Source organism: Polaromonas sp. (assembly GCF_030689685.1).
Classification (GTDB): Bacteria; Pseudomonadota; Gammaproteobacteria; order Burkholderiales; family Burkholderiaceae_C; genus Polaromonas.
The window spans coordinates 28,285-49,688 of sequence record NZ_JAUYEY010000021.1 but is presented as its reverse complement, the minus strand read 5'-3'; the positions used below and the strand labels follow the sequence as shown (position 1 = coordinate 49,688).

The 21,404-nt window shown below is 61.3% G+C and carries 23 protein-coding genes; 5 read left to right on the top strand and 18 right to left on the bottom strand.

Translation table 11 applies throughout. The annotated features are described in order from the left end of the window. The first annotated feature begins 35 nt into the window (after nucleotides 1-35). A complete protein-coding gene (locus tag Q8O29_RS05300; RefSeq protein ID WP_305561015.1) occupies nucleotides 36-3,029 on the top strand; it encodes a Tn3 family transposase in 2,994 nt (997 codons plus the stop codon). 81 nt (nucleotides 3,030-3,110) lie between these two features. Here the strand turns inward: Q8O29_RS05300 and Q8O29_RS05295 are convergent, their stop codons facing one another. Then, nucleotides 3,111-4,076 carry an arsenic resistance protein gene (locus Q8O29_RS05295; protein WP_305561014.1) on the bottom strand — a complete coding sequence of 322 codons (966 nt, stop codon included), beginning with the start codon at nucleotides 4,074-4,076 and terminating at the stop codon, nucleotides 3,111-3,113. A 33-nt stretch (nucleotides 4,077-4,109) separates the two neighbouring features. After that, nucleotides 4,110-4,574, bottom strand: coding sequence for a helix-turn-helix domain-containing protein (locus Q8O29_RS05290; protein ID WP_305561013.1), 465 nt, complete (start codon nucleotides 4,572-4,574; stop codon nucleotides 4,110-4,112). An 81-nt stretch (nucleotides 4,575-4,655) separates the two neighbouring features. On the opposite strand from Q8O29_RS05290, the gene Q8O29_RS05285 reads away from it, so the two are divergent. Beyond that, nucleotides 4,656-4,985, top strand: coding sequence for a hypothetical protein (locus Q8O29_RS05285; RefSeq protein ID WP_305561012.1), 330 nt, complete (start codon nucleotides 4,656-4,658; stop codon nucleotides 4,983-4,985). A 361-nt stretch (nucleotides 4,986-5,346) separates the two neighbouring features. On the opposite strand, the gene Q8O29_RS05280 is transcribed toward Q8O29_RS05285, so the two are convergent. The 6 genes from Q8O29_RS05280 to mltG form a co-directional block, all read right to left on the bottom strand. Continuing rightward, on the bottom strand, nucleotides 5,347-6,018 hold the full coding sequence (locus Q8O29_RS05280) for an ankyrin repeat domain-containing protein (RefSeq protein ID WP_305561011.1): 672 nt from the start codon (nucleotides 6,016-6,018) through the stop codon (nucleotides 5,347-5,349). After that, on the bottom strand, nucleotides 6,015-6,812 hold the full coding sequence (locus Q8O29_RS05275; RefSeq protein ID WP_305561010.1) for a TatD family hydrolase: 798 nt from the start codon (nucleotides 6,810-6,812) through the stop codon (nucleotides 6,015-6,017). Before Q8O29_RS05275 ends, Q8O29_RS05280 begins: the two co-directional genes overlap by 4 nt. 99 nt (nucleotides 6,813-6,911) lie before the next feature. After that, entirely contained in the window at nucleotides 6,912-7,292 is a 381-nt protein-coding gene (locus Q8O29_RS05270; protein ID WP_305561009.1) for a PilZ domain-containing protein, read from the bottom strand. A 47-nt stretch (nucleotides 7,293-7,339) separates the two neighbouring features. Beyond that, a complete protein-coding gene (locus Q8O29_RS05265) occupies nucleotides 7,340-8,413 on the bottom strand; it encodes a DNA polymerase III subunit delta' (RefSeq protein ID WP_305561008.1) in 1,074 nt (357 codons plus the stop codon). Beyond that, entirely contained in the window at nucleotides 8,410-9,222 is an 813-nt protein-coding gene (tmk, locus tag Q8O29_RS05260; RefSeq protein ID WP_305561007.1) for a dTMP kinase, read from the bottom strand. Before tmk ends, Q8O29_RS05265 begins: the two co-directional genes overlap by 4 nt. Nucleotides 9,223-9,224: 2 nt before the next feature. After that, entirely contained in the window at nucleotides 9,225-10,226 is a 1,002-nt protein-coding gene (mltG, locus tag Q8O29_RS05255) for an endolytic transglycosylase MltG (protein ID WP_305561006.1), read from the bottom strand. Nucleotides 10,227-10,273: 47 nt separating this feature from the next. Between mltG and Q8O29_RS05250 the strand changes: the two genes are divergently transcribed. Continuing rightward, nucleotides 10,274-11,227 (top strand): folate-binding protein YgfZ, encoded by a 954-nt coding sequence (locus Q8O29_RS05250; protein ID WP_305561005.1) that lies wholly within the window; start codon nucleotides 10,274-10,276, stop codon nucleotides 11,225-11,227. 6 nt (nucleotides 11,228-11,233) lie between these two features. Next, entirely contained in the window at nucleotides 11,234-12,034 is an 801-nt protein-coding gene (locus tag Q8O29_RS05245) for an NRDE family protein (protein ID WP_305561004.1), read from the top strand. Here Q8O29_RS05245 and Q8O29_RS05240 read toward each other — a convergent pair. Beyond that, nucleotides 12,031-12,897: a YbgC/FadM family acyl-CoA thioesterase gene (locus Q8O29_RS05240; RefSeq protein WP_305561003.1), complete on the bottom strand. Its 867-nt coding sequence runs from the start codon at nucleotides 12,895-12,897 to the stop codon at nucleotides 12,031-12,033. The genes Q8O29_RS05245 and Q8O29_RS05240 overlap by 4 nt on opposite strands. Before the next feature lie 211 nt (nucleotides 12,898-13,108). Between Q8O29_RS05240 and Q8O29_RS05235 the strand changes: the two genes are divergently transcribed. Then, entirely contained in the window at nucleotides 13,109-14,245 is a 1,137-nt protein-coding gene (locus Q8O29_RS05235; RefSeq protein WP_305561002.1) for an iron-containing alcohol dehydrogenase, read from the top strand. Nucleotides 14,246-14,671: 426 nt separating this feature from the next. On the opposite strand, the gene Q8O29_RS05230 is transcribed toward Q8O29_RS05235, so the two are convergent. The 9 genes from Q8O29_RS05230 to Q8O29_RS05190 form a co-directional block, all read right to left on the bottom strand. Further along, complete coding sequence (locus Q8O29_RS05230; RefSeq protein ID WP_305561001.1) at nucleotides 14,672-14,953, bottom strand: BrnT family toxin; 282 nt, start codon at nucleotides 14,951-14,953, stop codon at nucleotides 14,672-14,674. A 271-nt stretch (nucleotides 14,954-15,224) separates the two neighbouring features. After that, nucleotides 15,225-15,647 (bottom strand): PIN domain-containing protein, encoded by a 423-nt coding sequence (locus Q8O29_RS05225; RefSeq protein ID WP_305561000.1) that lies wholly within the window; start codon nucleotides 15,645-15,647, stop codon nucleotides 15,225-15,227. Then, nucleotides 15,644-15,928, bottom strand: a complete 285-nt coding sequence (locus Q8O29_RS05220) for a type II toxin-antitoxin system Phd/YefM family antitoxin (protein WP_305560999.1) — start codon at nucleotides 15,926-15,928, stop codon at nucleotides 15,644-15,646. Before Q8O29_RS05220 ends, Q8O29_RS05225 begins: the two co-directional genes overlap by 4 nt. A 281-nt stretch (nucleotides 15,929-16,209) precedes the next feature. Beyond that, on the bottom strand, nucleotides 16,210-16,518 hold the full coding sequence (locus Q8O29_RS05215; RefSeq protein WP_305560998.1) for a BrnA antitoxin family protein: 309 nt from the start codon (nucleotides 16,516-16,518) through the stop codon (nucleotides 16,210-16,212). Continuing rightward, nucleotides 16,499-16,771, bottom strand: a complete 273-nt coding sequence (locus tag Q8O29_RS05210) for a BrnT family toxin (protein WP_305560997.1) — start codon at nucleotides 16,769-16,771, stop codon at nucleotides 16,499-16,501. Before Q8O29_RS05210 ends, Q8O29_RS05215 begins: the two co-directional genes overlap by 20 nt. Nucleotides 16,772-16,857: 86 nt before the next feature. Further along, on the bottom strand, nucleotides 16,858-17,346 hold the full coding sequence (locus tag Q8O29_RS05205) for a DUF3368 domain-containing protein (protein WP_305560996.1): 489 nt from the start codon (nucleotides 17,344-17,346) through the stop codon (nucleotides 16,858-16,860). Between the two features lie 9 nt (nucleotides 17,347-17,355). Continuing rightward, nucleotides 17,356-17,709: a type II toxin-antitoxin system prevent-host-death family antitoxin gene (locus Q8O29_RS05200; RefSeq protein ID WP_305560995.1), complete on the bottom strand. Its 354-nt coding sequence runs from the start codon at nucleotides 17,707-17,709 to the stop codon at nucleotides 17,356-17,358. Between the two features lie 82 nt (nucleotides 17,710-17,791). Next, nucleotides 17,792-18,919 (bottom strand): phospholipase, encoded by a 1,128-nt coding sequence (locus tag Q8O29_RS05195; RefSeq protein ID WP_305560994.1) that lies wholly within the window; start codon nucleotides 18,917-18,919, stop codon nucleotides 17,792-17,794. Between the two features lie 117 nt (nucleotides 18,920-19,036). Further along, complete coding sequence (locus tag Q8O29_RS05190) at nucleotides 19,037-21,385, bottom strand: Tex family protein (RefSeq protein ID WP_305560993.1); 2,349 nt, start codon at nucleotides 21,383-21,385, stop codon at nucleotides 19,037-19,039. Nucleotides 21,386-21,404: the final 19 nt, after the last annotated feature.

Below are 21,404 nucleotides of genomic sequence, written 5' to 3'. Positions count from 1 at the left end.
GGTAGCAAAGCCGCCAGGCGGGGTAGTCCCCGCGAATGACCACGCTCCATGAGACGGCCTATCCAAGCCTGAAACCCGATCCGACACCCCGAGAGTTGGCGGAGCTTTACACGCCGACCGAGGATGAGCAACGCCTGGCTGCCGGCATCGGCAAGCACGCCTTGCCGCGCATGGCGGCGCTGATCCACCTGAAGGTCTTCCAGCGCCTGGGCTATTTCATCCCCTTGGCCGAGGTGCCGCCAGTGATCCGGGAGCACATTGCGCAGCAGGTAGGCGTGGTTCGGACGCCCACGGCGGCGGACCTCAAGCGCTTCGAGGCCTCAGGCTCGCGGACGGCGCTTTTCACGGCTTTGCGCCGGCACCTCAATGTCAAACCCCTGAACCCGGCAGGCCACGCTTGGCTGGAGGTCGTGGCCGACACGGCGGCCGAGACCAAACACGCGGTGGCCGACATCATCAACGTGATGCTGGAGGAGCTGGTCCACCATCGCTACGAGCTGCCTGCCTTCTCGACGCTGGACCGGATGGCGTTTCGGGCCCGGGAAAAGAGCAATAACCGGTATTTCTCCGCAATTACCAACCAGCTGACAACCCATACGCGGGCCTTGATCGACAGTTTGCTTAAAACCGCCACGGGCGAGTCGATTTCTCCCTGGCAAATGCTCAAGCGCGAACCCAAGCGGCCGACCAACAAGGAAACGCGCACCTACATCCAGCACATCCGGCGCTTGCAGTACCTGGTGGAGCAGCTTCCTAAACCCGACGTGCCGGTGCCCAAGCTCAAACAGTTCCGGCACCTGGCGCGCGCCCTCAATGCGACCGAGATGGCCGAGCTCAAACCGCAAAAGCGGTACGCCCTGGCGGTGATCTTCATCCGGGCGCAGCATGCCCAGTCGCTGGATGATGCCGCGGACCTGTTTATTCGCCTCATGCAGAACCTGGAAAACAATGCCAGACAGAAACTGCTCTCCTTCCAGCAGGATCGGGTCCAGAAAACCGACATGCTGGTTGGCCAGCTCAAAGACATCCTGAGCGCTTACCAGCTGGAGGGGACGGACACCCAGCGCGTGGACGCCATCGGCACGACCCTGGTGGCCGACGTGGACGAGCTGCTGAACGAATGCGAGCAGCATCTGGCCTATGCCGGCCGGAACCACCTGCCTTTCCTGCTGCAGCCCTACAAGATGGTCCGGGCCCAGCTGCTCAACTGCATCGGCATCGCCTCACCCAAGGCCAGTAGCGAGGACCAGGTGGTGGAGCGGCTGATCGAGGCCCTTTACAGGCTGCGCGATAACCGTTCGGACATTGTCCTGTTGGACATGCTGGGCCTGAGGGAAGACAAGGATCTCCGCTGGATGTCAGCTCAGTGGAAGAAGTTGGTGCTGGTCAGGCCGTCAGGCAAGGGCCGGGCGGAGGCTGTACACCGCCGGTATTTTGAGCTGGCGGTCATGCATGCGGTCAAGGACGACCTGAAGTCGGGCGATCTCTTCATCAAGTACGGCGAGCGCTATGACGACTACCGCGAGCAGCTGGTCGATGACGAGACCTTTGAAAAAGAGGTGGGCGACTATGGACAGGTCACCGGCATCGAGACAGATCCCAGCATCTTTGTGGCAATGCTCAAATCGGCCATGGCTCAGCGGGCCCGGGACATCGACGCCACTTTTCCGGAAAACGCCCATGCCGAGATCGTCGACGGCCGCCTGATCCTGCGGAAACCGCCGCGCTCAGAAATCGTCGAGGCGGCCGCGCGGATCGACGCGCTGATCACCGAGCGCATGGAGGCGGCGAGCATCGTGGATGTCATGATCGACACCGAGCGCTGGCTGGATCTGCACAAGCTGTTCCGGCCGCTGGCCGGGACGGACAGCCGCCTGGAGGACCTGCGCATGCGCGTCATCACGACGCTGTTTTGCTACGGCTGCAACCTGGGGCCGGTGCAGACCGCCAAATCCATCAAAGGGTTGAGCCGCCGGCAGATTTCCTGGCTGAATCTGAAATACGTCAGCGAGGACCTTCTGGATAAGGCCATCGTCAAGGTGATCAACGCGTACAACAAGTTTGAACTGCCAGGCTACTGGGGCACCGGCAAGCACGCATCGGCCGACGGCACCAAGTGGAATCTTTACGAGCAAAACTTGCTGTCGGAGCACCATATTCGCTATGGCGGGTACGGCGGCATCGGCTACTACCATGTGTCCGACAAGTTCATCGCGCTGTTCAGCCATTTCATTTCCTGCGGCACCTATGAGGGCATCCACATCCTGGATGGGCTGATGACCAACGAATCGGACATCCGGCCGGACACGATCCATGGGGACACGCAGGCCCAGAGTTACCCGGTCTTCGCGCTGGCGCACCTCCTGGGCATCCAGCTCATGCCGCGCATCCGGGGTATCCAGGACCTTAAATTCCATCGCCCGGAGCCGGGCAATGCTTACCGAAACATCAATGCACTGTTCAGCGACGTGATCGACTGGCGGCTGATTGAATTGCATTTGCCGGCAATGCTTCGGGTGGCGGTTTCCATCAAGACCGGCAAGATCACGCCGTCGGCCATCCTGCGCCGGCTAGGCACCTACAGCCGCAAGAACAAGCTGTATTTCGCGTTTGTGGAACTCGGCAAGGTCATCCGGACCATGTTCCTGCTGAGCTACATCGGCGATGTCGGGCTGCGCAAGGTGATCCATGCCGAAACCAATAAGAGTGAGCAGTTCAACGGGTTTGCCCAGTGGTCATTTTTTGGGGGAGAGGGGATCATTGCCGAGAACATCCGGCATGAGCAACGCAAGGTGATCAAGTACAACCACCTGGTGGCCAACATGATCATTCTGCACAACGTGGTCGGCATGACGCGGGTTCTGCAGGAGCTTCGCGACGAGGGGACGGAGATCACGTTGGAGATCCTGGCAGGCCTGGCGCCGTTTCGGACGGCGCACATCAATCGCTTTGGGGACTACACGCTGGACTTCCGGCGCAAGATCGGTCCTTTGAACTTCGACGCCACCATCATCCCGATGGAGGCATAGAGGAGTTGGAAAATGCTCTCTCAGTCCCGAGACGTCAATTCAAGCCGTGGAATGCAAAAGGCCCCGCTGGCGGTCCAAAGCTTAAGCTTGTCTCGCTCTCAACTTCGGCATGACCCGCACGTAAACCAGCTCGGCCATCAACTCAACCAGCGTCTGCGCGACGATCACTGCTGGCAGTACGGGGATCGCACCTGGAACTGAAAGCGCCAGGGGCAACACAACCAGGGAGTTTCGAGTCCCCGCGCTGAAGGCGACCGAACGGGCCAGAGTAGTCTCCAGCCGAAAGGCTCGCGCGACTAACCAGCCGACCATTGGCGCAAGCACGGCAAATGCGAGGTACAAGGGCGCCACGCGAAGCACGATCTCCAATGCAGGTCCGATCTGCGGAACGACAGCGGCGATCACGACGAAAAGCACCAGCGCTGTTGCGGGCACTGGCAAAACCCCCAGAACCGCAGCCGTCTTCGCGCCTGCTGCATGGCGAGAAGCCCACACCTGGACGAAAGCTGCGAGCAGCAACGGTATCGCGATCAGCCACACAAAGGCATGGACAAACGGCCCCATCTGCACCAGGCCGCTCGCACTCTCCCCAAGGAAGACCGTCAGGTATGCCGGAAGCAGGAGCATTTGAACAATCAAAAGCATGGGAGTCGCCGCCAGCAATGCGCGCGCGTCCGCCCGGCCAAGGTGGGAGAAGGTGACGACGTAGTCGATGCAGGGCGTGAGCAGCACCAGCAGCACTCCCAGACGAACCAGGGGGTCAGCGGGGCCGAATATCAGCAGCAGTGCGGCAAGGAGCGGGATGAAAACGAAATTCGTGACGAGAAGAGCTCCGAGAAAGCGCGCGTTACCGAAAGACCTCTTGAGTTCGGCGATGGGAACTTGGAGAAACGTCACGAACAGCATGAAAGCGAGGGCCGGATTGACCGCCACTTCCAGGACCGTGGTCGCTGGTGCGACCATGATCGCGATGATCGCAGCCACGACTACCGTCACAAAGTAGATGGAAATCTGGCGGCTTTCGAGGGAATCGCGGAGTTGCTGCATGTGGTTGTGAGGAATTGGTGGGGAAGTGAGCGGCTAGCCGCAGCATCCAACTGGAGCGGCCAGCTTGGAATCAGCGACCGAGAGATCTTTCAGAATCGAGCACTTCGGCGCCGGCCCGCCAACACATTGGTCAGTGTACGCCTGAACGAACTTGGAGAGACTGCGCTCCAGATTCTGCAGCTCCGCAAGTTTGAACCTGACGGTATTCAGGTGCGTCTGCGCGATTTCGCGCGTCTCGGCGCAGTCGCGGTCATTGCTGGTAGACAGCGACACCATCGCGCGTGTCTCCTCAATCGAAAACCCGAAATCCCTGCAATGCTTCACCAGCGTGAGCACCTCCTGAACTTCGGGGGAGTAGACGCGGTGGCCGCTAGGGCGGCGCATTGCCTCCGGAATCAACCCGACTTCCTCGTAATACCGGATGGCAGAGACATTGAAACCGGTGCGCTGTGCAAGTGCGCCAATGGTCAATTGCCCTGAGTTCTGTAGGTTATTCATCGATAGTCCTTGCATCTCAAGTTACTTGAGGTTTTAGAGTCAGTGTACCGGATTGATCCCGGCATTGCTAAAGGACCTCGAATGAAAAAACCTGCATTGGCGACCCTGGGCGTGGTCGGCGCCTGCGCCGCCTGCTGCACCATCCCACTGGCGATCCCGCTGCTCAGCGGCCTGTCCGTCGCGGGACTCGTCAGCATTGATTGGGACGGCCTCAACCTCGGCAGCGAAGTGGCGACGGCCGCAATGGGATTGGTCGCTGCCGTCCTGGTGGGCGGTGGTATTTGGTGGCAACGAAAGCGCAAAGCCACCACTGCATGCGCAGCACCTTCCGGCACTGCTGCAGCCTCGCCTGCTCCGGCAGGAAGCGGCTGCGGCTGCTCTTCCTCCCCCAAATCCAAGGAAAACTCGTGAACAGCACAGAGCCCATCGCTTGCACCCTCGGGACCGACGACTTGAAGGCGAGATTGGACCGGATCTCGGAACTGGCTCGCCAGCATTTGCTCGCGCAACGTCGGGAAGGAGGCGCGCGACGCCAGAAGGCGTCAATCAGCTAAGAAGGGACAAAAAAATCAATGATGACAGGGACTTAAGCCTGTTTCTGCGGGTTTTTACATGAATCCCTGCCGACCCTCGATAAGGCCAGACACAGAGCGACGCCTGATCGTGATCTGATTATTAATTAACATAATATACATCGTGGAATCTAATAAATAATCAAATCCAGACCCATTGGATCCCAGCCGTGGCCGACAAACACAGACGGTCCGGCCAGCTACCACTTGCCGGTGGCCTGCTTGCTGCGGATGGCGGCGGCCAGCAAATCGACGGACTCTGTGCGGCTGGCGCGGCGGGCGAAATCGATGGCGGTCAGGCCTTGCTGGTTTTTCAGCAAAGGATCGGCGCCAGCATCCACCAACAGCTTGACGGCCTGCGGCGTGCCGTACATCGCGGCCATCATCAGCGGCGTCGAGCCGTTCGGCGATTCGGCGTCAATGTAGGCATGATTGTCCAGCAGCAGGCTCAGGATCGCCAGGCTGCCGCTGGTGGCCGCGTAGTGCAGCGGCGCCCAGCCGGTCTTGTTGACGTCGGCATCGCGTTTGACCAGGCTGGCGGCAGCCTCCACATTGCCCTTGAGAGCCGCAATCATCAGCACGCTTTCGCCCTGGGCGTTGAGCAGGTTGACATCGGTTTTTGGCCACTCGGCCAGAACCTGTGTCACTTTTGGCGACGGCTCCTGCAGCGCAAGATACAGCCCATTTTGGCCCTTGGGATCGATGGTGTTGGGATCGAAGCCACGTCCCAGCAGTTGCCGGATCACGGCTGCATCGTCCTGCTTGATAGCCACGAAGAAGTCTTCATAAGAACCGGCGAAAGCTGAAACATATCCAGAAAAAACAATTAGATAGACTGCATTTTTAATGTAGTTTGAGAAGTAATTTTTCATGACATAACCCCGAAAAACAGGTGCTCGAAATTGCGGCTGGTGGCCTCGGCGATGGTTTCCACAGACACCTGCTTGAGCTCGGCCACTTGTTTGGCCACATAGGGCACATAGGACGGGTTGTTGGTTTTGCCGCGATAAGGCATGGGCGCCAGGTAGGGGCTGTCGGTCTCGATCAGGGTCCGGTCCAGCGGCACAAAACGGGCGACTTCGCGCAAATCGGCGGCATTCTTGAAGGTCAGGATGCCGGAAAACGAAATGTAAAAGCCGAGGTCTAGCGCCGCCCGGGCCACCTCGGCGGTTTCAGTGAAGCAGTGAAACACCCCGCCGGCCCGCCCTGCTCCATCGGCCGTTTTGCCCTCTTCCTTCAGGATCGCCAGCGTATCGACCGAGGCGCTGCGAGTGTGGATCACCAGCGGTTTGCCCGTCTGGCGCGCTGCGCGGATATGGGTGCGAAAGCGTTCACGCTGCCATGCCATGTCGGCGACGGTGCGCTCCCCGAGGCGGTAGTAGTCCAGTCCGGTTTCGCCGATGGCGACCACTTTGGGCAAGGCCGCGCGCCGCACCAGGTCGTCCAGGCTGGGTTCGGTCACCCCTTCGTTGTCCGGATGGACGCCGACGCTGCACCAGAAATTGTCATAGGTCGTAGCCAGCATGTGAACGGATGCAAACTCTTCGAGCGTGGTGCAGATGCACAGGGCACGGTCGACCTGGGCCTGGGCCATGGCTTCGCGGATCTGCGGCAACTGGGCCTGAAGCTCGGGAAAGCTCAGATGGCAATGGGAATCGGTGAACATCGGAGTCGAGATTTATATATTGAATTGGCCTACAGCCCATGTCTGGTGGGCGTAAGCAGCTATTAAAAGAGTAGCGCGACCGACGGCGCAATCGCGCGCCTAAATGGTCTGGGTCGGCCGGTCGGACGCCAGGTGCGCGCCAAGGATTTCCTCGATCTTGATCTTGAGCAGGCGCGATTTTTCGTCGTTCGGGAAACGCACGCCCACGCCTTGGGTGCGGTTGCCCGAGGCCCGAGCCGGTGTCACCCAGGCCACCTTGCCGGCCACCGGGTAGCGCTGGATATCGTCCGGCAGGGTCAGCAGCACATAGATGTCGTCGCCGAGCTTGTAGTCGCGCGCAGACGGAATAAACACACCGCCTTCGGTGAACAGCGGAATGTAGGCGGCGTACAGCGCTGCTTTTTCCTTGATGGCTAGCTGGATGACACTGGGCCGCGGGGCGCTGGGCCCGGCCGTGCTGGCGGGTGGCAATGAACTCATGCTGCTAGTTTATCGGTTAGGGAACTGTGTTGTCAGCAAAAGCGCGCCTATTTGGCGGCCAGCGCCTGGCGCGCCCGGCTGGCGAGGGTTTCCAGCATCAGGCCCGGGTTGTAGGGGTGTTCGACAGTGCGGGCGGTGGCAGCCAGCTCTTTGGACCACGTCCCCAGCGCCATGAAACCAGGGCCACCGGCTTTGCCGCCCGGCAGGTCTGCGACCCTGAAAAACCGGGGTTGCGCGCCGGCCTTGACTGCCAGCACGTCGTGGCACAGCTTCTGCAGCGCATCGACCGCCTGCGCTGGCGCCATGTCGGACAGCGCACTGACATCGCCACGCGCCATGGCTTTGGGCAGGGCCTGCCAGTGCTGGGCGCTGGTGCTGCTGGGCCCGGCGCGCAGGCGTTCGAGTGCGTCAGCAGGACGGCCACCCGCGGCGGCCAGCAGAGTTTGCAGATCGGCGGCTGCTGGCCGGGCTCCCGCCTTGCCTTCGCCTTGGGCCTGTTCCGACAACCAGGCCAGGGCTTCGTCAAAAACCGGCCAGTGCATGGTATGGCCCTGGCAACGGCTGCGAATGGTCGGCAGCAACTGGTGCGCGGCTTCGGTCGCCAGAATGAACTGCACCGCGCCGGGCGGTTCTTCCAGCGTTTTCAGCAGGGTGTTGGCGGTGATCGTGTTCATGCGCTCGGCCGGATATACCAGCACCACCTTGGTGGTTCCGCGTGATCGCGTGAACTGGGTAAAACTGACTGCTTCGCGCGCCGCATCGACCTTGATTTCCTTGCTCGGCTTGCGTTTTTTGGCGTCCAGGTCGTCCTGGGTTTTTTCGTCCAGCGGCCAGCCCAGCGCAAGCGACAGGGTTTCGGGCATCAGCAAACACAGGTCGGCATGGGTGTGCACGGCAATCGCATGACAACTGCCGCAGACACCGCAGGCGCCGTCGGCTGTGGGCTGCTCGCACAGCCAGGCGCGCGCCAGCGCCAGCGCCAGGTCGAACTGGCCCAGGCCGGACGGACCGCTGAGCAACCAGGCGTGGCCGCGCTGAGCCAGCAGGGTGCGCAACTGGGTTTGCAGCCAGGGCGCCAGGGGCGGGTTCGCGTTCACTGCCTCGTCGCTGATGTCGCTCATGGCAGCCAGCCCTTGTCGGCGAAGACCTGGTAGACCGCGTGCCAGACCTCATCGCGTGAGCGCGCGGCGTTGATGCGGGCAAAACGCGCCGGGTCCTGCGCCATGCGGTCGGCGTAGCCCTGGGCCACCCGGCGGAAAAATTCAACCGACTGGGCCTCGAACTTGTCCGGCACACGGGCGCCGGCCAGGCGCTGCGCGGCTTCCTCGGGCGCCAGGTCGAACCAGACCGTCAGGTCCGGCTGGACAATCGCAGGGGCGGCGCCTTTTTTACCCAGTTCATGAACAAAATTGGGCCCCAGCCCTTGTGCTGCCTGGGCCCACAGCTCCAGTTTTGATAGCACTTCGAGGTCGAAACCGCGACCGCCGCCCTGATAGGCAAAGGTGGCGTCAGTGAAACGGTCGCACAAAACCACGTCACCGCGCGCCAGCGCTGGCGCGATCACGGTCGTCAAATGGTCGCGCCGTGCCGCAAAAATCAGCAGCGCTTCGGTCAGCGGGTCCATCACGTCGTTGAGGATCAGCGTGCGCAGCTTCTCGGCCAGTGGCGTGCCGCCCGGCTCGCGGCTCAGGGTGACGGCCCTGCCCCGTGCCTTGAATGCGTCGGCCAGCGCGGCGATGTGGGTGGACTTACCCGCGCCGTCTATGCCTTCGAAGCTGATGAAAAGACCAGGAGAGACACGCGTGGGGGTACCCTCCCAATCAGCCGGGGCAACAGAACCGGCTTTGCCGGGTGACAGAAGCGAAGCCTCAGGCGAGCGGCGGCCTGCAAGGTGTAGCGACGACGCGTCAGTGCGGAGCGTGGGGGCCATATTCAGCGTTGGTATTTGTTGACGGCGCGGTTGTGCTCGTCCAGGCTGCTGCTGAACTGGCTGCTGCCGTCGCCGCGCGCCACAAAATACAGGGCCTTGGTCGTCGCCGGTTTGACGGCCGCCAACAGCGACGCCTTGCCGGGCATGGCGATAGGCGTGGGCGGCAGACCACCGCGGGTGTAGGTGTTGTAAGGTGTGTCGGCCTGCAGGTCGCGCCGGCGCAGATTACCGTCGAACTGCTCGCCCAGGCCGTAAATCACGGTCGGGTCGGTCTGCAGCAGCATGCCGATGCGCAGTCGGTTGCTAAACACGCCGCCGATTTCGGGCCGGTCTGCGGGTTTGCCAGTTTCCTTTTCGATGATGCTGGCCAGGATGAGGGCGTCGTCCGGTGTTTTCAGCGGTGTGCCCGCGTCGCGCAGTGCCCAGGCGGCTTCAAGCCGCCGCTCCATCGCCCGCGCCGCGCGTTTGAGCACGGCCAGGTCGCTGGAGCCCTTGGCGTAGGTGTAGGTGTCTGGGAAAAAGCGGCCCTCGGGGTGGACACCCGGCTTGCCCAGCTGCGCCATGATGGCCTCCTGACTCAGGCCCATGCTGTCGGGTTTGAGCGCCTCGGCCTTTTGCAGCGCCGCACGCACCTGGCGAAAATTCCAGCCTTCGACGATGACCACACTTTTGAGGCTTTCCTCGCCGCGCACCAGCATGCTCAGCAAGCTGCGCGGGGTGGTGCCGGGGGTGATCTCGTAGCTGCCGGCCTTGATCTGGCGGGCCTGGCCGGACAGACGGAACCAGGCGTAAAGCAAGGTCGGCTCGACAGCCACGCCGCTGGAGGCGACGGAGTCGGCCACGCGCTGTGCCGGCGTGCCAGGCTCGATTTCGAGGTCCACCACAGCGCTGCCAGGCAGTGGCTGCAGCTTGAGGGGCTCGAACAGCCACCAACCCGCCGCACCAAACACCAATAGGCCGGCGAGAAACATGACCACCAGCAAACTCATTAAAAAACGACGCACAACCCTGTTGCCTTCCTGAAAACGATGGGTCCATGATAATTCAGCTCATGAAGACCCCATTCAATGCGTTGCCTGTTGTTTCCATCTTTTCCGGGGTTGCCGGACTGAGCCATCTCGGCGTGATCCGCGTGGCCGGCGAGGAAGCCGTCAAATTTCTGCAAGGCCAGTTGACGCAGGATGTGGCGCTGCTTGGTTTGTCCGAAGCGCGGCTGGCGGCCTTCTGCAACGCCAAGGGCCGCATGCAGGCCAGCTTTATCGTCTTCAAACGCAGCCCGAACGAGATCCTGATGGTTTGCAGCCAGGACATCCTGGCGACGACGCTCAAGCGCCTGTCGATGTTTGTGCTGCGCGCCAAGGCCAAACTCAGCGACGCGACGGCCGATTACGCCCTCTTCGGGCTGGCTGGAAGCGCTATCGAATCAATAGCGGTTGGTGCCCATCCGGCATGGGTCAAGGCCGATATTGATGCTGCAAATGTGGTGTTCCTCTACCCCGGCAACGGCCAGCCGCGCGCTTTGTGGTGTGCACCTGCCGGTACGCCGGTTCCCACTGGTGACGCCTTGCCGTTGGCGCAATGGCATTGGCTGGATGTTCAATCGGGCATCGCGATGATCACCCAGCCGATTTTTGAAGCCTTTGTGCCTCAGATGCTGAATTACGAATCGGTGGGTGGCGTGAATTTCAAGAAGGGCTGTTACCCCGGCCAGGAAATCGTGGCACGCAGCCAGTTCCGAGGCACGCTTAAACGCCGGGCTTACCTGGCGCACATGGAGGGCGAGCCAGTGGTCGGCCAGGAGCTGTTTCATGCACTTGACGCTGAACAGCCCTGCGGCCTGGTGGCCGCTTGCGCGCCGCGTCCTGGCGGCGGTTTCGACGCCATCGTGTCCATGCAGACCTCGGCTGCGGCCGATGCCGAAGGCGGGCGCTTGACCTTGGGCAGTTCCGGCGGACTGGCGTTGTCGCTGCTTCCGCTGCCGTATCCGCTGCTCGAAGATATTTAGACCGGCATGTGTTTGATTGCTTTTGCCATCGGCGCCTCCGCGCGCTGGCCGCTGCTGGTGGCCGCGAACCGCGATGAGTTCCTGGACCGCCCCACCCTGCCCCTCACACGCTGGCAAAGCGATGCCGACGCAGAAATCATTTCGGGCCGCGATATCCGCGCCGGCGGCACCTGGCTGGGTCTGACGGCTGCCGGTCGGATCGCGATGCTGACCAATGTGCGTGGCCCGGCCTCGCTGACCGGCGACAAGTCGCGCGGCGAACTGGTCACACGCTGGCTGGACAGCGATACCGACGCGGCCAGCTTCATGGCGCAGATTGAGCCTGAAGCTTACGGCGGCTTCAACCTCGTGCTCGGTGACTTCAAAAGCCGCGCCTGGCAATGGCTCAGCAACAAGCCCGGCCCCGGTCTCGAATCGCGCGCGCTCGCGCCAGGTATCTATGGCCTGTCCAACGGCGCACTCGACACGCCCTGGCCCAAAACCCTGGGCCTGAAAAAAGCTTTGCACTCTGCGCTAACGGCCTCCAGCGAGGACGCTCTGGAGCAGGAACTGATGACAGCCCTCAGGGACAGGCGCCGCGCCGACCGCAAGGACTTGCCCTGCACTGGCGTGCCGCTGGCGCTGGAGGAAGCGCTGTCGAGTGCGTTCGTGGATTTTCCGGAACACGGCTACGGCACGCGTTGCAGTACGGTGCTGGTGGCTTCTGCCGATTCAAAGGGCTGGGACCTCGCGGTGCAGGAGGTCACGCACGCGCACCGCGCGGACGACGTGCCCGGCAGGCAAAAGGTCCGGCTGCGCTGGTCCTAGGAGCCGCGCAGGGTTCGCACCATCTCGATGTGGGCAATCTCCACCTCTTCAAAAGCTTCGCCGCGCGGCGCAAAGCCGAGTCGGGCGTAAAAGCCCTCTGCGCTGCGCTGTGCGTGCAGCAGCACTTCGGTGTCGCCGCGCTGCGCGGCTTGGGCCATCAATACCTCAAGCAGCTCGCGCCCCAGGCTGGCTCCACGCAACACGCGGTTGACGGCCATGCGGCCGATTTTTCCGGTGCCTGGTGCGTGTTGCAGCAAGCGGCCGGTAGCAATCGGCTGACCCAGGCCGTTGTAGGCGACAGCGTGAATGGCGGTGGCGTCGGCCTCGTCCCATTCCATGTCCATGGGAATGCCCTGCTCCTGCACAAACACCTCGGTGCGGATGGCGGCGGCATGCGTGCCCAGCTCGGCCCATGATCCGGTTTTGATACTGACCATGGCATCGCCCGCCTCAAAGCCGGTCAGGATTTTTCTCAAGTCGTCTGGCACGGACCGCGAGGTCTGCGTCGCCGGATCGGCAAACACGTAAACCAGCTCACAGGTGATCAAAAGCGCATCGCCCCGGAAGATGGCGCCGGTGAACACCATCGACGAGTTGCCGATGCGCGCGCACTTCAGGCCAATGTCGATCTGGTCGTCATACCGCGCCGAGCCGTGGTATTCGACCGTGGCCTTCTTCACATACAGGTCGCCGCCTAGCTGGTGCATGGCTTCTTCGTAAGGCAGGGCCAGCGCGCGCCAGTAGTCGGCCACCGCCGTGTCAAAGTACATCAGGTAGTGCGCGTTGAAGACTATTTTTTGCATGTCCACCTCGGCCCAGCGCACGCGCAAGCGGTGGAAGAATCGGAAATTTTGTCGTTTCATGGTGCGTTTTTTGTGAGGTGAAAAGCCTGGCGCATGGCCGGGGTCAGCAGGTCTGTGGACTCAGCGGGACGTGTCATCAGATGAAGAAGTACGGTGTCGGCGCCGCTATCACCAACGTGACGGCGATCAGGGTTTGCTTGTTTATCAAGGCGCATCCAGCCATTAAAGTAAGGTCATCAGATCGTACAACGCTACAAAGAGACAACACCGCATGGCCTTTATTTACTACGTGACGCAAATCCAGTTTGACTACGGTGCGGTCAAGCTGCTCAAGCAGGAGTGCGAGCGCGTCGGCATCAGCAAGCCGCTGATCGTCACCGACGCCGGGGTCAAGGCGGCAGGTGTGCTGCAAAAAGCACTCGATGCCCTGCCCGGCATGACGGTGGCCGTGTTTGACCAGACCCCGTCGAATCCGACCGAAGCCGCCGTGCGCGCCGCCACAGCGATGTACAAGGCCAGCGGCTGCGATGGCCTGATTGCCGTCGGCGGCGGCTCGGCCATCGACTGCGCCAAAGGCGTGGCGATAGCCGCCACCCACGAAGGCCCGCTCAAGACCTACGCCACCATTGAAGGCGGCTCGCTGAAAATCACCGACCGCGCGGTGCCGCTGATTGCGGTGCCCACCACCAGCGGCACCGGCAGCGAGGTGGCACGCGGCGCCATCATCATCCTGGACGACCACCGCAAGCTGGGCTTTCACTCCTGGCACCTGGTGCCTAAAACCGCCATTTGCGACCCCGAACTGACACTGGGCCTGCCCGCCAAATTGACTGCGGCCACTGGCATGGACGCGATAGCGCACTGCATGGAAACCTTCATGGCGCCCGCCTTCAACCCGCCGGCCGACGGCATTGGCCTGGACGGCCTGCAGCGCGGCTGGGCGCATATCGAACGTGCCACCCGTGACGGCAGCGACCGTGAAGCTAGATTCAACATGATGAGCGCATCCATGCAGGGTGCGATGGCCTTCCAGAAAGGCCTGGGCTGCGTGCACAGCCTGAGCCACAGCCTGGGCGGGGTCGACCCGCGCCTGCACCACGGCATGCTGAACGCGATGTTTTTGCCGGCGGTGGTGCGCTTCAACGCCAGCGCGGAGTCAATTCAGAAAGAAAACCGGTTGCAGCGTATGGCGCAGGCCATGGGTTTGGCTTCAGGCAGCGACATCCCGGAAGCGATCAAGGACATGAATGCGCGCCTGGGGTTGCCCAAGGGCCTGGCCGAGATGGGCGTGCAGCGCGAGCAGTTCGACCAGATCATCGTGGGCGCGATGGCCGACCATTGCCACAAGACCAATCCGCGGATTGCTACTGCTGGGGAGTATGCGGAGATGTTGGAAGAGTCGCTTTGATGATGCGCGCGTCAGAGGGGCCGCGAACATTCGACTTTTTGATAGTTCATCAATTGGGGGGCACGGCTGTTTTCGGTCAAGTGCCGACGTGCGCCTGACACTCACCTATGTCTGCAAAAGACTGAAACCGGCCACTCACTTTTCTCAGTAGCAGTCGTTCAACATCGAAGCTAAACGGCGACTCGCTTGCGAGCCGACCGCTTTGAGCGACCAGTTATAGGGCGCGCCCCCTGCGCCTCGACATACGCATCAAGGAGACGCCGAATCATTCTCTGGTACTGAGTTTGGTGCTTCGAAGCTTCAAACTTGAAAAACTCCACGCTCTTCTTACTTAGCGCGAGCGTTACCTTGACCCCCTCTTCACGAAAGGCCAATTCGCTAGGTGGCGGCAAAAAGTCAGGAACGACCTCAATGTCGCCCAGGAGCTCATTCGTGTAAGTGATTTTCCGTTTCATATACTGCCTTTCCCTTGCGCCAATGCCCAGCGCCGATGATGCGAACCACGCCGCCTCGATAAGTAAAACGCACCGTGAGAACGCCACCCTGAACTTTTCCGAAGCAGTAAAAACGTTCTTCGGTCTTGCTGTGCGTGAGATCTCGGGCGATTACGCGAAGCGGGTCGGCGAACGCTGACTGGGCTTCGAAGAAGGAGACGTTGTGCTTGGCAAGGTTCGCCGTGTTCTTGCCATCGTCCCAATCGAAGTTCATGGCGGCAGTTTACCAGACAGCCATAGTTTTTGCCATACTAGCTTATGGCAGCCACGGCTGAGCGCTACGCCGCCCTATAACGTTGGCGCTCAGGCGGCGCCGAAGGCGAGCATGGAGCCACCAGTTATTCAGGTAGTGCGCGGCCTCACACGCCTCAATCAGCGCGACCATATCACTTTTGATCTCGGGCCCGTTTTCAAGATAGGGCGCTACCAACTTCAGCGCGGCTTGATAATCGGCTTCGGTGCGAATCGGTGAATAAGTGGCGCCATCAGTTGCACAAGTAAAGCTCCACACGGTCGGTTGTCCAGGTTGCAACGCCTGTTCCGAAAAAATCTGCGTCCTCGGTCCAGACCGGACAGCCAATGGTCATTGCACAAGCAAGCACCAGCCAATCCTCGGCATCGCGAATGGCGATTCGCTGTAGAGCCTGCTGTTGCATTCCGACATAGAGCTCAAACTCGATGGCCTGCACAACACCTTCGAGACCATCCAGAACCATCATGGCCGCATCGCTCATAACGCCACGCTTCTCCAATAACGGGGGCAGATACTTTCTGGCATCTGCATAGGCCACGTCCGGGGCGAAGAACTTGATGGTCGAGGCGTTGTCAACAATCAGCTCCCGTACCCGCTTTCCCAGCACAGCTCTGATCAGAATATTGGCATCAAGGACGATGGCCTTGTTGCTCATGCGACCTTGGCTTTTGACTTTTTGGGTTGCGTGGCGTTTTTACGGGCAACTTTGAACTCTGCGACCACCTCATCGACATCAACGCTGCGCGCTTCAAGCAGTCGATCCAGGGTTTTGCTGGCTTTTTTCAATGCCGCCAGGTCAGCATCGACCTGCCCTTGTGTCGGGATGAAGTAGCCTACTGTCTGACCATGGCGCGTCACGGCCACCGGGGTGCTGGAGGCGATGTATTCCGCCAGGTCTGCTCGAAACTCACGAATTCCAACTTTTGTCGTTTCCATGTGGCTGTGCCTTATTGAGTTTGCATCCGGATTTTGCGAATCATTGTGTACACATTATGCATTGCCATGAGGCAAATCGCAAGTGCCGACAAAGGAGGCAGGGCCTGTACGGGCCACTTGAAGCCCAACGTGCGCTTGTGAAAGCGCCTCTACCCGCCCCATGTCCGGCTTGCCAGCCAGGCCTGCAACTCGTCTGCCAACTTGCCGGCTCGCCGCCGCTGCGCCGTCAGTGATTCAAGCGGCTCAAATACTTGTGTAGCGTGTCCGCGACGAACAACCAGTCATGTCACATTGCTGCGAGCTTCATGCTGGCTCACGTATTGCCGGAGCACACTGTCCATGCGCGCCTGCCAGCCATCCCCCGTCGAGCGGAAATACTCCACCACTTCGACGCTATAACGCACAGAAAGTAACAGCTTTTTATTCTCGGATTTAGGCCTGCCCCGCACCGTGCGAATGGGCACCAATGCATCTAGTTGACGCTTCGTCATGGGCTTGGCATCTGGATCAGCCCTGGCCGCTGCGACAATTTTCGCGTTGTCCTTGACCGATGGCATCAGGATGACTCGCTTACTGGATATTTTCGCCATATTTTTTCACCTCTCGTCGCTCGGCAAGGCGCAGGCTGATGGTTCTGCGCACGTCACCACGGTCTACAAACGCCACGTAATACAGCGTGCTGCCCTCGGGAACCAGCCCAATCATTCGCAATTCGTCGTACGGATACCGTGGGTCAACCCAAACATACGCTTCATCCCAGACCAGTTTTTCAGCAAACGAAAGTGACAGCCCGTGGTTGGCCAAATTCAGTTTGTCTTTGTCAGGGGCAAATATGAAACGCACTATTTATTGTAGCTACCGATATTCACATGTCAAGAACGTCGGTAGGTTCAAGCGCGTTGACCTTCTGACATTACACGCAACCGCTATCACTCCCCCGCCCTCACCAGCAACTCCGCCCGCAATTCAGGCGTCAGGTAATAGCCATGCGCCTGCCAGGCGGTCAAAACGCTTTGCACGCTGCTGATCAGGCCTTGCGATTTGAGGGCCAGCAGCACCGACCCACTGCCCACCACCTGCACACCCAGGCGCTGGGCAATGCGGCGGGCGCGGCGCTCGTCGATCAGCGCGACTTGTTTGTGCTGTGCCGCGTAGCCCAGCACGGCCGCTTCGCCAGAGCCCAGCCCCATGGCGTAGGCGGCGTCCAGCGGGGTGATGGCTGTGGTCGGCACCACCGTCAGCTTTTGTTGGCGCAAGGCGTCGGCAATGGGTGTTGCGCCGGGTGCGTACGGATCGGCCAGACATTCGTCCAGCACGGCCTGGGGCACCAGCAGCTCGAAACTCTGCAATGTGATGGACAGAACATTGGCCACCGACAGCGCAATCAGCGGCCCCGCGTCGGTCACCAGCAGTTGCATGGCGCAGCGTTATTGCGGCGTGGCGGGCCTGCCTGGCTTGATGGAGCCAAGCAAGGCCAGCTCATCGTCCAGATTGGCGCTGTCGTCGAGCAGGCTGTATCCCATGGCGCCCAGATGCTGCAAATAGCGCGCATACGGCATGCCCGCCAGCTTGGCGCCTGAAGAGGTGGACAACTCGCCGCTTTGCACCAGCCTGTCGGCCAATGACACCGACACGCCCGCGCTGAGCAGCTCGTCGGTAAAAGGCATGGCTACAAACAAGGGCTTGCCGTGTTTGGAGACCACAGAAAACTGCCCGCTTTCTGCGTTGCGCACCAGTTCCCCGGTGTGCTCGCGCAGGTCCCTCACTGCAAATGCTTCCATGATTTTCTCCAATTTGTGCCATCAAATGACGGCACAATATTGCGCCAAGGCTGGATGATATGTCAAGTTGAACTGCTGAAAGTCAAAGCGCCTCTACCCGCCCCATGTCTGGCTTCGCCAGCCAAGCCTGCAACTCGTCCGCCAACTGCCGGCTCGCCGCCGCCGCTGCACCCCAGGCTTTGATGCGGCCGGGCACATCGGTGCCGTAGCGCAAAAAGTCGTTGCGGTCGGGTAGCTTGCCGTTGGGCAGTTTTTTGATCCAGGCCGGGTCGGGTGCCAGCAGCACCATGTTGTCCAGAAAATGCGTCGCACCGTGGCGCCATTTCAGGCTTTTGTCGAGCCAGCCGGGCACCACGGCCTTCTGGAAGTGCGGGTACAGCACCAAACCCGGATTTTTCAGATCATTTTGGCCTGTAGCCCCCGCCCCACCTGGGTAACCAGCTATCAATTCAGAAGCATAGTTGAGGTGCAGGTGGTAATCAGTGATGCCGCCATCCCAGTAAGCGCCGGGTGGTGCGCCGGGAATGTTGTGCACCGCTTTGAGCATGAAGGGGATGGAGCAGCTGGCCTGCAGCGACGGGTTGAAGTTGGCTTCGTCCAATGCCACCTGGCGGGTGCGGTAGTCGGCTGTGCCAAAAGGCAAGGCTGCGCCGTGGCTGGAAAACACCACCCGCTCCAGCCAGGCGCCCATGGCTTTGCGGTGCACGGTGTTGGTCAAAAATGCGCCCAGGTAACCCAGCGGTGTGCGCAAGCCATGTTCGCGACCCAGCAGATGCCGCCCGCGCGAGGTGACGATGTGCAGCCGGTAGCGCGGGTGCTGCAACACCTCTTGCACCCGGCCGCCGTAAAAGTCTTTCAGGCTTTGGACAAACTGCTCGCTGACGCGCGCGGCGCTGGGCCGCTTCTGGCCGGGCAAGACCTCAAACTGCTGCCGGATGTAGTCGTCTTCCAGCCTTTGATAAGCGGTGACGGGGTCGCTCAGGCAGGCGGTTGCCATGCGCCAGGCACCTATCGAGGCGCCAACCAGATGCACCGGCTGCGTGGTGCTGGCCAGCCAGTCGCCAAAGATGAAGCGGTCCAGCGGCCCCAGCACCAGGCCCTTGGGCCCACCTGCGGCGCCCGGCACCACCCGCACATCTTGCGGCTGCAAGCCGTGGTCTTGCATATGCTGGCGGGCCTTGGGGCCGGCGTAGATGCGCAGGGCAAACATGGGTCAGTATGTGTGAATGCTATGGTTTTAGTAGCTGCTTGCGCCCGTCGGTCATGGGCTTGAGCTCGATTTGACTATAACAACTTTGGTAGGAGTTCCTGGGGGGACTGCCTGCGGCTATTTCTTGAGGCCGGCCAGCTTGCTGAAAGCCGACTCCATGGCGGTCGACGTGTTGGCCTGCGGCGCCCGGTTCTGGCCGCCGCCCCGGTTTTGCTGGCCCGGTCGTGCGCCCTCAAAACGGTTGTCGCGCGGCGCATCGCTGCGTGCCGGGGCAGCGTCCAGCTTCATGCTCAGGGCGATGCGTTTGCGCGCCACGTCCACCTCGGTCACGCGCACTTTCACGATGTCACCGGTTTTCACCACCTCGCGCGCGTCGGTGACAAACTTGTTGGACAGCTGGCTCACATGCACCAGGCCGTCCTGGTGCACACCGATGTCGATGAAGGCGCCGAAGGCTGCGACATTGCTGACCGTGCCTTCCAGCGTCATGCCCTCCTTCAAATCCTTGATGTCTTCCACGCCGTCGTTGAAACGCGCCACCTTGAAATCGGGGCGCGGGTCGCGGCCCGGTTTCTCAAGCTCGGCAATGATGTCCCGGACGGTGATCACGCCAAACTGCGCGTTGGCAAACAGCTCGGGCTTGAGGGTTTTGAGCATCTCGGCCCGGCCCATCAGCTCTACCACCGGTTTGCCGGTGTGCGCCATGATTTTTTCGACCACGGCATAGGTTTCTGGATGTACGCCGGTCATGTCCAGCGGGTTGCTGCTTGGCCCCTGGGTGCGCAGGCGCAAAAAGCCGGCGCTTTGCTCAAAGGTCTTGGCGCCCAGGCCGCTGACCTTGAGCAAATCGGCCCGGGAGGCAAAAGCGCCGTTGGCATCACGCCAGCGCACCACCGCCTTGGCCACGGCGTTGCTCAGGCCCGAGACCCGCGCGAGCAGCGGCACGCTGGCGGTGTTCAGGTCCACACCGACGCTGTTCACGCAGTCTTCCACCACGGTGTCCAGGCTGCGCATCAAGTCGCTCTGGTTCTCATCGTGCTGGTACTGGCCGACACCTATGGACTTGGGGTCGATCTTGACGAGTTCGGCCAAGGGGTCTTGCAGTCGCCTGGCAATGCTGGCGGCGCCGCGCAGGCTGACGTCGACGTCGGGCATTTCCTGGCTGGCAAATTCACTGGCGGAATACACCGACGCACCGGCTTCGCTGACCACCACGCGCTGCATGCCATCAATGCGTTTCATCAGGTCGGCGGCCAGCTTGTCGGTCTCGCGGCTGGCCGTGCCGTTGCCGATGGCAATCAGGTTCACACCGTGTTTTTCGCAGAGTCTGGCCAGCGTGTGTATCGCGCCGTCCCAGTCCTTGCGCGGCTCGTGCGGGAACACGGTGGCGGTTTCAACCAGCTTGCCGGTGGCATCCACCACCGCCACCTTGACCCCGGTGCGTATGCCCGGGTCCAGCCCCATCACCACGCGCGGGCCGGCGGGCGCTGCCAGCAGCAGGTCGCGCAGGTTGTCGGCAAACACCTTGATGGCGACTTTTTCGGCCTCTTCACGCAGACGGGTGAACAAATCGCGCTCTATCGACAGGCTGAGCTTGACGCGCCAGGTCCAGGCCACACATTTGCGCAGCAGGTCGTCGGCTGCCCTGCCCTTGTGGCTCCAGCCCAGGTGTATGGCGATTTTTCCCTCTGCGATGCTCGGCTTGCCTGGCTCGGGGATCTCGGGCAGCAGCAGCTTGGCGTCCAGAATTTCCAGGCCCCGGCCACGAAACACTGCCAGCGCCCGGTGTGAAGGCACGCGGCCTATCGGCTCGTGGTAGTCAAAGTAGTCGCGGAATTTGCTGTGATCGGCGTGGTTCTCGTCCTTGCCCGCAACCAGCTTGGACGACAACAAACCTTCGCTCCACAACCATTGCCGCAGCAATTGCAGCAAGGCCGCGTCTTCGGCCCAGCGCTCGCTCAAAATATCGCGCACGCCGTCAAGCACCGCCTGCACGGTCGTGAAGTCGTCGCCACTTTCCATTTTTTCGGCCTTGACAAAGGCCAGGGCTTCGTCCGCAGGCAGCAGCGTGGGGTTGGCAAACAGTTGGTCGGCCAGTGGTTCAATGCCGGCCTCACGCGCCATCTGGCCCTTGGTACGGCGCTTCTGCTTGAAGGGCAGGTACAGGTCTTCCAGCTCCTGCTTGGTCGGTGCGGCTTCAATCGCGGCGCGCAATTCGGGCGTCAGCTTGCCCTGCTCTTCAATACTTTTGAGCACCGACTCGCGCCGCTCCTGCAGCTCGCGCAGGTAGCCCAGGCGAAACTCCAGCTCGCGCAGCTGGATGTCGTCTAGCCCGCCGGTGACCTCTTTGCGGTAACGCGCAATAAACGGCACGGTGGCGCCACCGTCGAGCAATTCAACGGCGGTCTTGACCTGGTGCTCCTGCACCTTGATCTCCAAGGCGATCTGGCGAATGATTTTTTGCATGTATTCTGAAATGGCGAGA